Source organism: Pseudoalteromonas sp. S3260 (assembly GCF_005886925.1).
Classification (GTDB): Bacteria; Pseudomonadota; Gammaproteobacteria; order Enterobacterales; family Alteromonadaceae; genus Pseudoalteromonas; species Pseudoalteromonas tetraodonis.
In genome coordinates this window covers 1-15929 of sequence record NZ_PNCV01000014.1, presented here as the reverse complement: position 1 = coordinate 15929, position 15929 = coordinate 1, and the positions used below count along the sequence as shown (strand labels likewise).

General features: G+C 39.8%; 9 protein-coding genes. 1 reads left to right on the top strand and 8 read right to left on the bottom strand.

Annotated features, from left to right (window positions below; all coding sequences use genetic code 11):
- Window positions 1-117 precede the first annotated feature (117 nt).
- From CWC14_RS03185 to CWC14_RS03170, 4 genes are all read right to left on the bottom strand, one after another.
- Window positions 118-1554, bottom strand: a complete 1437-nt coding sequence (locus tag CWC14_RS03185) for a hypothetical protein (protein ID WP_138561253.1) — start codon at window positions 1552-1554, stop codon at window positions 118-120.
- A 93-nt stretch (window positions 1555-1647) separates the two neighbouring features.
- A complete protein-coding gene (gene dgt / locus CWC14_RS03180; RefSeq protein ID WP_138561251.1) occupies window positions 1648-3111 on the bottom strand; it encodes a dGTPase in 1464 nt (487 codons plus the stop codon).
- Window positions 3112-3456: 345 nt separating this feature from the next.
- Window positions 3457-4341, bottom strand: coding sequence for an IS982 family transposase (locus CWC14_RS03175; RefSeq protein WP_138561249.1), 885 nt, complete (start codon window positions 4339-4341; stop codon window positions 3457-3459).
- Window positions 4342-4558: 217 nt separating this feature from the next.
- Complete coding sequence (locus CWC14_RS03170; protein WP_171036821.1) at window positions 4559-10132, bottom strand: vWA domain-containing protein; 5574 nt, start codon at window positions 10130-10132, stop codon at window positions 4559-4561.
- A gap of 741 nt (window positions 10133-10873) precedes the next feature.
- On the opposite strand from CWC14_RS03170, the gene CWC14_RS03165 reads away from it, so the two are divergent.
- Window positions 10874-12070, top strand: coding sequence for an alkaline phosphatase family protein (locus tag CWC14_RS03165; RefSeq protein WP_138561245.1), 1197 nt, complete (start codon window positions 10874-10876; stop codon window positions 12068-12070).
- Window positions 12071-12127: 57 nt separating this feature from the next.
- Here CWC14_RS03165 and CWC14_RS03160 read toward each other — a convergent pair whose 3' ends face one another.
- From CWC14_RS03160 to CWC14_RS19130, 4 genes are all read right to left on the bottom strand, one after another.
- Window positions 12128-13456, bottom strand: a complete 1329-nt coding sequence (locus CWC14_RS03160) for a sensor histidine kinase (RefSeq protein WP_138561243.1) — start codon at window positions 13454-13456, stop codon at window positions 12128-12130.
- Complete coding sequence (locus CWC14_RS03155) at window positions 13449-14138, bottom strand: response regulator transcription factor (RefSeq protein ID WP_138561241.1); 690 nt, start codon at window positions 14136-14138, stop codon at window positions 13449-13451. The genes CWC14_RS03160 and CWC14_RS03155 overlap by 8 nt, the downstream gene beginning before the upstream one ends.
- Window positions 14138-14671, bottom strand: a complete 534-nt coding sequence (locus CWC14_RS03150) for a PepSY domain-containing protein (RefSeq protein WP_138561239.1) — start codon at window positions 14669-14671, stop codon at window positions 14138-14140. Before CWC14_RS03150 ends, CWC14_RS03155 begins: the two co-directional genes overlap by 1 nt.
- A gap of 141 nt (window positions 14672-14812) precedes the next feature.
- Window positions 14813-15929: DUF5666 domain-containing protein (locus tag CWC14_RS19130; RefSeq protein ID WP_171036820.1), on the bottom strand; the 1117-nt coding region annotated here is incomplete at its 5' end.

Here is a 15929-nt window from a genome sequence, read left to right as displayed (position 1 = left end):
ATTATCCAGAGTTCAGGTTAGCTATCAACACATTTTTCCTGCCTCAAAACAGACCACTTGATTAGGCGAATTGGTATTAGATTTAAAGCCACCTTTTAATAAGTACAGCGTACTCTATTATTCTTTTGTTTGCATGTTTTTTGCGCGCTCTTCAGCTTCAATTAGTGCTTGTGATTTAGGGGTGCGTTGCTTTTCTTCCACTTTCGGTTTTTGTGGTGAATTTGGATCCCAACTTTCATCAAGCGATAAGTTAGCAAATGGGTTACTGCTTTGTGGCGGTATATCAGGCTTAGTGGGTTCAACTGGCGATACCTTTACTTGTTCTGGCTTTATCGCACTTTTTTTAGTGGGTAAGGGGGCGTTGGGATCGAAGGTGCGTATTTCAGGCTCTTTAAAGTCGTGCTCGGTAGATGGTGTTAACGGTGAGCGCGGTTGTTTAGGCGAATGCAAGTCTGCCTTTGGTTGTTGAGGTGAAATGGGCTCAGCTGCAATAGGTGCTTCTTTTTTAGTCGCTGGTACAGGCTCGCTAGGCTGATTAACCGGCTTGCGCTGTTTTTTGATTGGTTTGGCTTCGGGATCAAAGTCTCTTACTTGTGGCTCTGCATGCTCGGTGGCATTTTTTATCCGTTCTAAAGTGGCTTTAGCGGCGGCTTCAAACTCTGCGGTATTCGGGATTTGCTTTACTTTAGCTGTGCTCACTTCGTTTGCGTTTGGCTCGCTTTTGCTGGTATCAAGAGTCTTAGATTCATCAATAGCAGTACTACTTTGCTTGTCATCGCACTTTGTAGGGGGAGCAGCTAGTGGCATACTGGTATCGGCAGGCTCGTTATTTTGCTTAACATGGCGTAGGCGCATTAATACAACAACCCCAATTATTACCACTAAGAGTAGCGCCACACTGGGTAATACTAGCGACAACATATTTGATTTTTTAGGGATTGATGAGGCAACACCGTTAACTTGCTCTGTGGCATTTACGGTAACCGGCATGGCCGTTTGTAAAGGCTCCACTGTTGATTTTGTAACTGCTGGAGTTGTGTTGTTTTGCGTGGTTGTATCAATGCTAGGCTGATCATTTGTTGTTTTGTTGCTTTGTGACTTATTAGGCTCGGTAATTGCTGATGCTGGAACAGTTGTACTTTGAGTATGTTTAATACTTTGTTCAATATCTTGCTCAGACGCTGTTGCTACTATTTGTTCAACGTTTGATTTTGCGCTTTGCTGTGCAAGTGATGACTGGGTTTGACTCTGTGCAATAGGGGTATTTACAACAGATGAAACAGGCTCAGTTACTTGCGGTTTTGTAATCTCAGGGATGGGTTGTTCAATAATGGGTTGCGCTTTAGGCTTTGTTGCTGGTTGAGTACGTGCCGGGTTACTGCAGTTTTTTTTGTAGTCGCGAGCGGCGTTACGGTACTTACGGCTAGTTTTGTCGTCACTATATTGCTGCATTTCTTGTTTTATAAGAATGCACATCGCTTCGTTGTAAGCGACACTGCTGGCACTATAAAACAAAGTAAAACAAAAAAGTAAGCAACTCAGTAACGGTTTCATAAAACTCAAAAGCGGTTAAGCATCAATGCACTAATTTTAAGCGTAAAGTAAAAAATTATCTAGGGCTTAGCAATTTCGCGCGCTAAGCCTAAATTAGTCAATTACCATTAAGCTGCGGTACTCGTCGTAAGCAAATTGGTCGGTCATGCCGCTTATGTAGTCTTGAATGAGTCTACATCTGTAATAAAACTCATAAGCTGCAAAGTGGTCGGGCTCTTCTTGCATGGCATTTATAGCGTGCTGATAGCTACTTAAATGTTTTTTAGAGAGTTTTTTAACTAATCTCGATTCTATTAATAAACGGTTGTCGCCATGTAGTGCGCGTTTAAAGTTGTCGCTAGTTAATTGCAGTAACGGTTTATAGCATTCTAGTAGGCCGTTAATAATACGGTAGCCTTGTAGTTCGAGCTTTTCGACCTCTTTATGAGAAAATACATGCTCAAGTGCCACTTGTTTTAGGGCTTGGGTTACTGCATGCAGGTAGCTGCGGTCTTCTAATAATGCATGGTTAAAGTCACCATGATAAATTGGCTCTATGTTTTCAATAAAGCGTTTAGCAGCATGATTTACTAATGGGTGCAGTAACGATACACGCAAATAAATAAAAAATTCACTATTAAAATTAAAGGGCTGTGCTTGCGCGCGTTCAATTGCGTAATTAATTGCATCATCAACAAAGCTTTGATGTTGGGTGTCGTTTAAGGCTAAGTTAATTAACGCTTTTTGATACTGCTTTTTTAGTTGCTCGCATAATAACTGTGTGGTGATTATGTCTTTTTCTACCGCATCTTCTATGTCAGCCAAGCAATAAGAAATATCGTCAGCGGCTTCCATTATGTAACTGGCTGGGTGGCGGCAATTCGGCTCCATTTTGAGCTCAGTTTGCAGTGCCTCTACAAAGCTTTTTTCACTGTAGTAGTAGCCCACTTTTTTCATAATGTAGTTTTTATTTTGTGGGATATCTTGCTTCGCTAAGCTGGCAGGGCGGGTGTACTTTAAAATTGCCGCACTTTGGCTGTAGGTTAAATTTAGGCTCAGCAATGAGTGAATAATACGTATGCCTTGGGCGTTGCCTTCAAAACTGCAAATATCTTGCGCTAAATGTTTAAAAATAACGCCTATACTGCTATTGGCTGTTTGGCAACGCTCAGGCGTAATACTGGCCAAGTTAGCATTAAACCAATTATTAATGGCGGCCTCGCCAAAGTGACCAAATGGCGGGTTACCAATATCGTGCATTAGGCAGGCCATTTCTACTAGGGTTTCTAGCGGGCGTTCTAAGCCTGATAAACCATATTCTTTTTGCTGTTGGTAATTTAAGTTGGCAAAAACACGCTGCACAATAAATCGACCAACTTGTTGTACTTCTAATGAGTGAGTAAGGCGCGAGCGCACGGCTGCATTGCGTTCAAGCGGAAATACTTGGGTTTTTTGTTGCAGCCGACGAATGGCTGCACTATTAATAATTCGGCCACGATCGCTCTCAAGCGCCATTTGTAAATTGGCCGTCGTGCGCTGCATACGCGCAGGAGTTATTTTGCTACTAAAGTCGATCATGGCAATCCTGATTCGTTAATGAGCTTTAATATAAACACCTTGGCCAATTAGGTACAAGTGTTAGTATCAATTGAGTGAGGTATTAGAGCAAAACATCCAGCTAGTTTACCCAACAAAAACGTTGTTGAAAGTAGCAGAGGCGTTACCTCCTAAAAAGAGAACATAGCTCTTGAATTCTATTATATCTTTTTGCATTGTGATTAATTTAAAGTCTGTAATGCATGCAATGATAGCTAATCAATTTGAGGGAGCAAACCTGACATTAACGGTGTCAAAAATTGCTGATTTATGATTGTATGGATGTAACAGCGATTGCCGAGAACAACTAAATAACCTGAGATCTGCTTAAGCGATAACTAGTGCGTTGAGCTCTACGTCAGTTAAATTAAGGTGTGGCTTATTTTCTTTCAAGCAATAAGCCACCAACCCAGCTACTAAATTCAACATAAAACCGTTCATACTCCGATGTCTCGAATGTTCAATGAAGGATATGTTCTTGAGTTGATCATTAATTGTCTCGATTATAAACCGCTTTGAAAGCATCGCTCTATCCCATAATGACATCGCTTTTGCTTTCATATTTTTGCGAACAGTCGTAATGAGCTTCACACCTTTATCGAGTAAATCCGCTTCTAAGGCTTTACTTAAATACCCTTTGTCACCATAGAATTTGTCTGTAAGGCAGCTCGCTAATTCACGCACTGGTTGCGTATCATGCACATTACCTGTTGTCACTTTGGCAGCGACAATTTCACCGTGGTGATTAACTATTAAATGCAACTTGAAGCCATAAAACCAACCCATCGTTCCTTTGCCTCGCTGGGCTATTCCATCAAAGGTTTTGTGTCTGGGAATACGAATATTATGACACACCTTAATACATGTAGAATCAATGAATTCAACGCCTGTGGGTTTACCTTTAAGTGAAGTAAAATAAGCACACATCGGTACAAGTATCCTCGGCATAACGGCTAAAAATCGTGTGTAACTGAGTAAGTTAGGAAATTCACTTTTATACATAAGTGAAACATAGCCAAGATAGTAATTTTTAAAATCACGGTGATGTGACATATGAAAACTAATGACAATTGTCATGATTTCACTGGTCGTCACACGTCCTGCTCGTTGACGTTTTTGGGTACCGTCTTCGAGTAATTGTTTTTCCCATTGAGGTATAAATACTTTGCAAAAATCGTCGACATCGCAAAACAATTCAACTAATTTAATCATGCCTGTTCCTTGTTTATCCAATCGTTCTTGGTCGAAAGATCGGATCTCGGAATAGGCATTTAGTTCAATTTTCTTAAACGAGATTCAGGTTAAATAACGAAGTTTTTGCTTTGTTATCGATCCAGTTGCCTCATCTCAAAAATAAAACAAATTGATATAAAAAAGCCCTAGATAGGCTATCTAGGGCTTCTCATTAAAACATTAATTGTGTAACGACTTAATTGCGCTTAAATCGACGACTTATTAATGCAAGCAACCCTAACGAGCTAAACCACAGTCCTGTACTACCACCAGAGCTTTCTGTTGTTGGTGAAGTCGTTGATTCAACATTGCGAACAATAACAGATACAGACTCAGTAATAGTGTGCTCACCGTCGGCTACCGATACTTCGAATGAAAGCGTTTCATCATCCGACACTTCAGGTGCATCGAAGGTGAGCGTTGTACCTTCAACCTGTGCAATATTCACTTGTGTACCTGAAGTTTGTTTCCACTCAACCGTTAACTCATCGTTATCTGCATCTGAGTAAGTTGCTACTACCTCTACTGTAGCCCCTTCGTTAACTTCAGTAGGTGCTTCAATAGATAATTCCGGTGTACTGTTGTCATTGAGTAATGTAACTTCAACAAGCGAGTTTGTGGTTAACTCACCATCTGACACGCTAAGTACAAAAGTAAGCTGTGACTCTTCACTTACATAAGGTGCCTGTATATTGATAGCGTCTGTTGATTCACCAGTAATAACTACCTCAGTACCGGCGCTTTGCACCCACGAATATGTGAGCATATCGCTGTCGATATCGCTAGCTTGTGCAGTAATAGTTGTACTCTTGCCTTCTGAGACTTGACTACTTGCCATTGGCGTTATGGTAGGTGCATCGTTTACCGGCAGCACATCTAGGTTGACAAGGGTCTCTTCTGAAAACAATTCACCATCACTAACTACATAGGTAAAGCTATCCATACCATAGTAGTTGCTGTCTGGGATGTACGTAAGTACACCGTTGTTTGATTCTACTGTACCAAATGACGGTTGGGTAAAGCTTTCGACACGTAAGGTATCCCCGTTATCGTCAGTATCATTAGCTATAACATCAAGTACTGTGTTTATGTCCTCATCTACTGTAATATCATCACTAACACCAACTGGTGCAACATTTTTAGAGAATGGGTTTGCTACCACTGCATGGTTATTGGCAAGCTTGTTGTCAGGCAATTTTACATCAGTTATAGTGAGATAAATTTCATTACCAATATTGCTAAACTGTGTCTGATCAATATTGCAACTTACGTCTAGTGTAGTGCCTGACGTTAAGTTACCAATAAGCGAACTACTCACTAAATTAGCATCATTAACTGAACCGAAGTAACAATTCAAGCGCGACGAGTAGGCAGTGAAGTCACTGCTATTTTCAATGGTAGCCGCCACTTTAATTGGTTCGCCACTTACCTCAGTTTCTGAGGTCACTACTACTGTTCCATTAGCAAAGCCTAAATCTGCGAAACCAGATACAAATGAGCCGGTTGGTGAGCCGTAAACGTTACCTACGAAGTCACTGCGCAGATCACTTTCTAGTGCAGCGGCTATGCTAATTGCGTAATTATCACCATTGGTTAGATTTTCAAGTTTGAAGTTATCAAGCGAGCCTGAAACAGCTATTACCGTCGAGGTATTGCGCGTTTCGTTGACTACTTTAATGTAATAAGAATCAACATCTACGGTATTACTTTTATCCCAGCTTATCGTAGCGTCACCATTGTTAAAATTGGCGGTCAGACTGGTAGGTGCCTCTGGCGCAATGGTGTTTTCAACAGAGAGTGTGCTTGAAGAGGTTGTTTCGATGGTCATGTTGTCATATCTAACCACACCTACAACGAAAAATTTATCGCTATTTATACCCTTAGGTAGCTCAACTGATACGGTATTGTTACCAGGCGAGACTGTAACTTCATCAAGAGTCAGCTCTATGGTTTCATCTTTATCTCTTAGTTGGATTTCAGCAATAGCAGGCCCGTCGACATTTGAAACTTCAAGTTCAAAGGTTAAGGTATCACCCGTATTTAAGTTAGCAGGTATATTGCTTAAGCTTGCCTGAGGCGGTGTTTTCGGAATGACCATACTGGTATCTAGTGATGTTAAATCTGTATTATTAACAACACGCAAGGTGTAGTCGCCCGCAGTTGGTGCTTGTAAACCTATTACGGTTTGGTTATCCCCATTAGTATAGGCAAATTTAGATAACGTATCGTTAGCTGAATCTCCTAGGGTAATCATCATGTCAGAAGCTTTAAGTGTTTCTCCTGTTGGTAAGATTAACTCAATTTCAGGTAGGCCAGAGTCTGTCACTGCGCCAAAAAGTACTGCATTTTCACCTGCTGGGATTGTGAAAGCAAGCTCTTTGCTAGCTACTCCGTTGGCAGAAATATTGGCAACAGGGATAGAAACGCCTGATTTTTTGATCAGGTTAAAGTCAACATCTTGAGGGTTCGAGAAGTCAACTCGCACACCTAAGTTGATTGACCCTAATTTTACCATTGATTGGAAATACGCTGTGAGGTCGTTATTGTTAGTATGATCAGTTCTAAATAATAACTCGGCATTTTTACCGGCTAAACGCGTTCCGCCTACGAAAGGGATTTTACGTGGAAGCTGTACGTTTAAATCGGTTTTTGATCTAAGTTGAGTGAACTTTTTACCTGACTGTGCATTTAATAATGCTTCACCTGTAATAATATCTGCTAGGTTAATATCACCTGTAAGGTTTGCTCCGTACTGGCCTGATCCAAGTAGACCGGCAGTTAGTTTTGTGGATGCTAGGGGGAAACGTTCAAATAAACTTAGATTTCCTGAAGCTTCCCAAGTTTTCCCCATATTACTGAGGGTTACCCCAAGCGAGCCACTTAATAAATCAGCGCCCATTTTATTGCCAGCTGCGGCCATGCCACCTACGGAGTCAGAGAAGTACCCAGAAATACTCCCCCCTACGGAAGCATTTGGTGCTCTATTCCATTTCATCGACGAACTTTTATGCGCAACAACGAAGCCCGTAGTCCCAAGCGGAATTTTTTTAGCTGTGGCAAATGAAGTACGCTTATAATTTTTATAGTTGAATTCGAAAGAATTGATGCTAACTGGGTTTAACCCTACACCTACATCTAGGTTATATTGGCTTTGATTCCAATTAGCTGCGCCCTTCAACTTAATCGCAGGCGAGAAAAAGTCTAACGAGAGAGTGTCTAACTCTACGGATAACCCACTGCTGCCAAATTTTCCTACCTTGCGATTGGGGTTACTGCCTAGTAAGTCTTTCATGACGAAGTTCATTTCTAAACTAGACTCCCCACTATTTTGCGACAATACAACGTCGCCTAGTGAAAACGGATTCCTTGTCTGTTCTAGGGGGAGCGCATAGTTATTCATCAAGGGTAAGGTCATTGATGTATCGACTTTAATTTGCGACGGCTCAAGGGTGATTTTTCTGCCACTAAGTAAAATGCCATTAAGCGAATAATCAAAAACATTTATTGGTGTTAGTTCCGGCGAGCTTAGGTTAGCATCTATCGAAAATGACATAGTACCTAGCGGAATATCTTTTGCTGTAAAATAGCTTACCAGCATATCAAGTGCCGTAAGTCGACCTATGCCGATAGCTTCAATTTCGTTGGTAACAGTATCGATAGTGACTGCGCCAGAAAATGCTAATACAGGGACATCGCCAGTGGTTCCTATGTGTACATTACCGCTGGCAAGCACGTCCGTATTGCTATTTGAGCTATTAAAGTCATCGGCGCATATCATTACGTTGGCGTAGTCGTTACAACTACCTGGAACCTCGTCGGTACCCACTGTAATTTGGTAGGGAGTTTCAGGGCTGCCACGAAACACCTCACTGCCAAAATCATCTTCTGCAACAAGGTAATATTCAATACCCTGACGGGTGACTTCAGTGCCTGGTATAGTCGCGCTGAAACTCGCTTGCGGTATATTAAATGCCTGAGTCACTTCGGTATAAAGCGGAGAACCTATTTGACGATAAAATAATGAAACAGACGCAACTTCATTGGTAGCATCTTCAGCGCTAGCTTCAATGGCAATATCATCCCATTCATCAGCTACGTCTACAGGCGTATGCTGAAATTCTGGCGGAATATTAGGTAGTACAGTAACAATGTATGGGCTTGTCTGAGGATCTGCTGCGGGCAGTGTTTTTACACCAATATCAGTTACAGCAGAGATATAGAAGTTTACAGCGCCCTGTAGGACTGTTGTTTCTGGTATTTCTGCATACCATGAACCGTCTGACGCTTGGCTCATACCTACTAGGTTATAACCAGATTCACTGTCGTGACGATAGCCTAAGTTTATTTCAGAAATTGCTACTTCTGAGCCAGCTACTACACGAATAGGAAGTGGTTTATCAGGGAGTTGGCCACTGGACAATAGCATCTGAGTAGCAGCAGTAAGCTCAAGCGATACGGGTAGTTTAGGCGTATATTTAAACTCAAATTCGCCCTCTACAGGTAAAGCATTATGATCACTAGCAGTAATACTAAAGTTAATAACGCGTTCTTCATTATCTAGATTAGAGTTATCAGTTTCATATTGCGTTTGGTAACGTGAAGATAGATCTGTACCTATTTCGCTTAATATAGACGAAAAATCAGATCGTACATCAAAGACTCGGCCAGACGTTGCTGCAGCTATTCTATCAAACTCATCGTGTCCTGCAGTTAGACCGTAAAAAAGAATATTATTATCTTGAAGACTTTGTGTAGCTTGCGATTCTGAAATAAAGCCTGAGTCATTGTTTTCATCAGTTACTAGAACAATAACTTTTTGTGTTGAAGGGCGCCATAAAATGTTGTTTGCCGCTAAGTGCATTGCATCAAATGCACGTTCGGTTCCACCGTCAAATTGCATTTGATCGATATAACTTTGAAAGACCAAGGGGTCCGATGTGAGGCTTCCATTATCAAGAAGTGTTCCTTGCGGAGAACTAAAGCTGCTAGACCCTCCTCTGCCGCCATAGGGGACTAAACCAATACGATAGTCAAAGTTTTCATCGGATAAGCCTTGAACAAAACTTAAAATATTTGCTCGAACGCTTGCTGCCTCATCATTTAAACTGCCAGAGTCATCGTGTACAAATACGATATCAACTATTTTACGGCTTGAGTTGGGATCTGGCTGAACGAATCTTGAGATAGTTTCATATCTGCCGTCTTCTCTAATTTCTATGTTAGAGGGTAGAAGAAGCGGCAAGTTCTCAGCACTGCCATCAAACGCTTTTCCATTATATGCTAAATCTGATGTAATACTTACTAGTGGAAATGCACCGATATCGACAACAAAATTACTTAGCCAATCATTGCTTGATACTGCAGAGTTAGAGGTAGATTGTATAGTTGAATAAAAGGAAGCTTCAGCGGGGGTTGACAACATACGTCTCGTGTTAGACAAAGAGACATTCTCTTCAGAGAGCTTCACAACCTCACTTGTTGATAAATTGATTGCTTCTAATGTTATATTGTAAAGTTTATTATGTTTTGCTGGTATTGAAAATTTATTTGACGATTGCCATTTTGTCGTGATGACCTTTGTTGAGTTTGAAGTGGTGTATTTTAGCCTAAACTCAAACTTTTCGTACGACTGAGACTTGTAAGCAGTTACTGCTAAGTTATTTTTTTGAGATTCAATTGAGATATCAACCACATTTGCTAAAGCAAAACTTGGTATTAAGCTTGAAGCGAGGGCGGTTGAAACAGCAAAACTAATTTTGTTCTTCATCATATTTTCCATTGTATATGTTTTTAAACCACCAAGGAAAATTAATCAGAAGACGTAAGTATCTCCACAAAAAAACTGCTCTCCTTAGCATATTTACAAAACCTTAACGTAGCAAAGTTTGAATATCAAGGTATTTTGGGAGGGTATTATTAATAATATACAGTTTTTCCACTGTAGTTGATGAAGTGTTTTGTTATCAAAGGTGCCTGGAGGCCTTTGATACATACTATATAAGTGATTTCACCGATGAACTCATGTTTCTCATGTGATTTTTTTGAGATGTTGTTTACGCCTTAAAGGTGAGAAATCACTAAATGACAAAGTTGTTAATAAATTCATTATATCTGTTGTAAGATTATTAGTTAAAAGGTTAGCTTTAGAGTTAAAATATAGTTTATTAAGTAACCCCTTAAATATGAACCTAGTCTAATATCCCCTACATAATTATAGGATAGTTCGCAAGTTTTTGTTCAATTTTTGAGTGTTTTATCTTTTGCTAAATACGCTGTTATTAGCATCGTTAATTATAAAATTTCCATAGTGTTGCTTAACATTTAGATATATTATCTGTTACTTTACATTATTTGGAATCTTTAGTTTCAATGGTGTTAGTGCGAATTAATGTTATAAAAAAGCTTCTAAATTGCTAAAAAATATGGATGCGCTCGAAGTAACGAGCGTAAAACTGAAAAATTGTGTCAGCGTATTTGAGCAAATTAAAAGTTATTCTAATTAGGAAAACCCATGCGTTTATTGTTAGTAATTATGAGTATGTTATTGCTGGTAACTCCGTTTGTAAAAGCAGCCAAAGAGCAAACCGTTGTGATGATTTCAATTGATGGTTTGCGTTGGGATTATATTGAAAAGCACGGTGCACCCAATTTAAAAGCAATGGCTGAGCAAGGAGTTAGGGCGCAAAAAATGCAGCCTGTGTACCCTACTAAAACGTTTCCAAATCATATTTCGGTGATTACTGGTTTACTGCCTGTTAACCACGGTATTGTTGACAATAAATTTTGTGACAAAGCGCGCAATAATGAATGCTACAGCATGGGAAAAGGCCAAAAAGACAGTACTTGGGTGCGTGGTACTCCATTTTGGAATTTAGTAAAAATGCATGGGCTGAAATCGGCGGTGTATTTTTGGCCTGAGTCGGATGCGCGCTTTAATGGTATGACGCCTGATTACTATTTTCATTATTCTAAACAAGGTGATTACCAAGACAGAATTGACCAAATTGTACAATGGTTAAGTTTGCCTCAAGCGCAGCGCCCACGCTTTGTAGCCAGTTACTTTTCGCTGGTTGATAGTATGGGGCATGAGTTTGGCCCAGATGCAGTACAAACACGTGACGCTGTTCATAAGTTAGACGCCTTAATGGGGCAATTACGTACTCGCTTGAGCAAATTATCTCAGGATATAAACTTAGTAATTGTTTCTGATCATGGCATGGCACAGGTTGATCCTGAGCAAAGCATTATTGTTAGCAGTTTACCTAAAGATGATAATTTTATTATTGTAAATACCGGTCCTCGTTTACTTATTTATACTAAAAGCGATGCTAAAAATGCAGATATTGACGCGTATAAAGCACGCTTACAAAAAGCGGCTAAGGGGCGTTATAGTGTTTTAAGTAGCGAGCAGCTTGAAGGCTACCATTATAATAGTGGGAGCCGAGTGGGTGATATTGTGGTGCAAACCAATGCGCCTGCGGTATTTAGTAACGGTACTAAAGCGCCTTATTTAGGTACACATGGCTATGCTTATAGTGATGATATGGCTGCCACCTTTATAGCTGCAGGTCCTGCGTTTAAACAAGGGATGAGTATTGAGCTGGTGAATAATTTAGATATTTACCCTGTGCTTGCCAAGGTAATGGGGCTAACGCTAATGAGTAAAGTGGATAGCGATGGCAAAACGTTAATGCCTGCTATTAAATAAAAAATAGCAGTGCATTAATTAGCTGCGCACTTTTAGGCTTTTAACTTACTCAATTTGTTAATGACTAATAGTGCTGCTAAATCCGTTTTCATCACTTTGCAGGCTAAGTGTAAAGTGGTGGCGATCGCAAATAGCTTTTACAGTGGCAAGGCCTAATCCAAAGCCGTCTTTTTGCCTTGCAAGGTCGCTTCTGTAAAAGCGTTTGGTTAACTGGCTTAGCTGTTGTTTATTTACCCCTTTACCGTTATCGCTAATTTTTATACTGCCTTTAGAAAGCGTTATTGTAATTTTAGCGTGGTTACCAGCATATTTAATGGCGTTTTGTAGCAAGTTATAACATGCTTGAAACAGTAAGTTTTTGTCTCCTTCAAAAATAAGCTCGTGGTTTTTATGCAGAATTATGTGCTGCTGGTTTTGCTCTGCTGTGGGTTCAAGAATATCTATTATGTCGCTCATTAGAGTAAAGCCATTAACGGGCTCTAATTTTAGTGGAAATTGCCCATGTTCTAAACGTGTTAGCTTTAGCATGGCATCAAAGGTATGTAATACGCTTTCTAGTTGCTCTATTGCTATGCCTAGGCTTGGTTGCTTAATGGTTTCATTTTCTAAATGTAAACGCAAGCGGGTTAGCGGGGTTTTTAAATCGTGGGCAATGTTGTCGGTAATCCCTTGTACTAAAGCAAAGTTTTCTTCAATGCTTTGCAGCATGGTATTGATATGCTTGGCTAAAGTAACAAATTCATCACCTTTTTGTTTATGCACTACTCGCGCCGATAAATCGCCTTTTTGTACTTTCTCGGCCACGTTATTAAAATAATTTACGCGGCGTAAATGTCGTCTAGCAAATATATAACCAAACACACATGTGAGTACTAAGCTAAGTAAACACGCCCATGTAGCAATGGTTTTAAACTCTGTAATTAAGCGACTTAAATGCTCAGTAGCTGTAGCAATAACTACTTTGCCGTGTTTTGTTTTTACTATGCCTGTGGTTAATAAACGTATTTGGCCGCGCTGCGTATCGAGTACTGGAAACTCAACGGTTTTTGGAAGTTTAGGTATATCGTTTGGAAAAAAGCTCAACCCTTGGCTTTGAGTTTCGTCGTTTTGCCAAAAAATTAAAATATCGCCTTCGTTTCTAAAAATATTAAGTTGCTTAAAAAACGAGGCTTTATCAAATTTATTAGCTAGCCCCTCTATACGCACTTGCTCGGCGTTTAACCGCCTTTCTACTTGGCGTGTTTGCTCTCCAAGTAATAACTGGTAAATAAGCACAATACATAAAACCAATACCACAGAGGTAATGGTTGCAAAGGCGAGGGATAAGCGCCAAACCGAGCTTACCCGTGGGTTAAATTGCCACCATAATGAATGTTTGTTATTCATTGGCGTGCGCTTTTTGTAAGCGATAGCCTACACCTCGTATAGTTTCAATGTTTACATGGGCGTTATGCTGTAAAAGTTTTTTACGAAGCCTAGCAATATGTACATCAATTACGTTGGTGCCTGGGTCAAAATGGTATTCCCACACTGATTCAAACAATAAGGTACGAGTAACTAATTTACTTTGATGCTCTAGCAAAAAGTGTAATATCTTAAATTCTTTTGGTTGTAAGTTTAGCGGTTTTCCGTTTATTTGAGCTTTGTAGTGGCGAAAATCTAGGCTTACGTTTTCAAATTCTACGGTGGTTGTTTTTTGCGTGGATTGCGAAGGGCGTTTTATGAGTTTTTCTACTCTTATTGCAAGCTCAGAAAACGCAAAAGGTTTGGTAAGGTAATCATCTCCACCGGCTTTTAAACCTTCAACTCTTTCATCTACTTTATCAAGTGCTGAAAGTATAAGTACGGGAGTATTTTTACCGGTTGCTCTAAGTGCTGCTAGTACTTGTAGTCCATCGAGTTTTGGTAACATACGGTCAAGTATTATTATGTCGTGTTCTTCGCAGGTAGCCATAAGCAATGCTTGTTGGCCGTCGGCTGCAGTATCTACAGTGTAGCCTTGTTCGTTAAATGCTTTATATAAAAAATCGCGATTTTGTTTATCATCTTCGACTAAAAGCAGCTTCATTAATTACCCCATTGCAGCAGAGGTAAGTTTTTACCTGTGGCTAAATCAATGGCTTTTTTGTGTCTGCCTTTTTCTGTAATAAATGTAGCAACTAGGTAGGTTATGCCAATATCTTGCTCTAATTGCGACTCTAATAAGTAATATGGTGGGGCTGGGCTTATTGATTTTACCAGTTGATGCATGCGGTAGTTTTTTTGCTTCATTAACTTGGCTGCGGCTACTTCGTCTTCTTCGTCAAGTTCTGGCTGTTCGTATTCTTGTTCAATTACTTTACCTTGCGCGTTAACGATTAACTCAATAAAGCGTTTATTTTGCTCATCAAATAAAGTCACTTCGTAAACTGTAACGCCTTTTTCAAACTCAAGTTCAAATTCCACAATTACACCTTGATTGGCATACTTAGTTTCTATTTTATTTAAAATACTTTGAGCCGAAGGATCTTTAGCTGTATTGAGCTTATTAAATATGGCAGGGTTATTTGCTTGGCAAAATGCGCTAACAAAAAGGGTCGCGCTTAATAAAATATATTTCATATATAGGCTCTTGTGGCTTGAACGTTATTTTAATGCAAATTAGTTTATCAAATAAACTTAAGGACATGTTTAACTTTAGTAGGGCATGTTACCGCGAAAGGCAAACAGGCCCTTTGCAAAGTCAAATATAACTTATTGTATTTAATCGTCTAGTACGCAGGCTCTTACTTGGTTAGTGTTTACCCACTGGCACTCAAGTTCTACGTATTGGTTTATAAATTGCGATAGAGAGCTATCTTCACTTATGTAGCCCCATATTTCAGCTTGGTTATTTGTATTTAATGTAACATTGCCTTTTAAGTCTAGGGTGCTGGTGCTTTCTTCAATTTCGGCCTCAGTAACAAGAGCTTGGCTGTTGTTGTAAGTGCCTTCAAGCTCTAACCATTGCCCGTTTAGAGTTTGTGCAGTTAAGCCATCTTCGTAACGTGTTTGATTAGTAAGCGTAAAGTTATTGCCATTTATAGTAGCGATGTTGTCGCTAACCGACACCTGCCCTGATACTGAAAACGTATAATTTGTTACGGTAGGATCTGTGTTACTACTGTCAAATTCAATATTTGTGGCTAACAATTGGTTGTTATTTTGTTGCCACTGAGCGTCTACTTCAACCCGTTGGCCGGTGATTAAATTAGTGGCTGTGCCATCTTCAAATTGAGTTTGATCATTAATAGCAACTTGCCATTTTGAGTTGATAGTTATTAGTGTTTCATCGTTATTTACAAAGGTGATTACGCCTTCAAGCTCTGTTTGCGTGTTATCATTAAAATTAAGGTTTTGCTCGGCATCTACCTCTGTTGCAATAATATGCCCTTCATTTAAAACACCTTCTACCTCTACAAACTGGCCGTTATTTAACGCACCTTCTACCTCCGCTTGTTGGTAGTTAATGAGTAGGTCACCTAAATTAAAAGTGCCAGATTGAGTGTTTAAATTACTTATATTTCCTAGTAATTCAAGTTCTTCTTGGCTGTTACTAATTACTGCTTGGTAAGTCACTGCAATGCTATTAGTTGAGTCGTTGTATCCGCTTACTTCAAGTAATTCACCTTGGCTAAAGTTTGTGTTTTGAGCATTATTTAAAGTAATGCCTGCAATGCTTAGGGTATCGCCATCAATATACACTGGGCCTTTTAATAGCGGATCGTATTCTATTTCAGTTGCTTGCGAGCCGTTGGTTTCTACTTCAATGTACATACCTACTTTTATGTCTGAAAGGCTGGCGTTTTTGCCATCTAGCTCTACCCAATAGCGCCAAGTG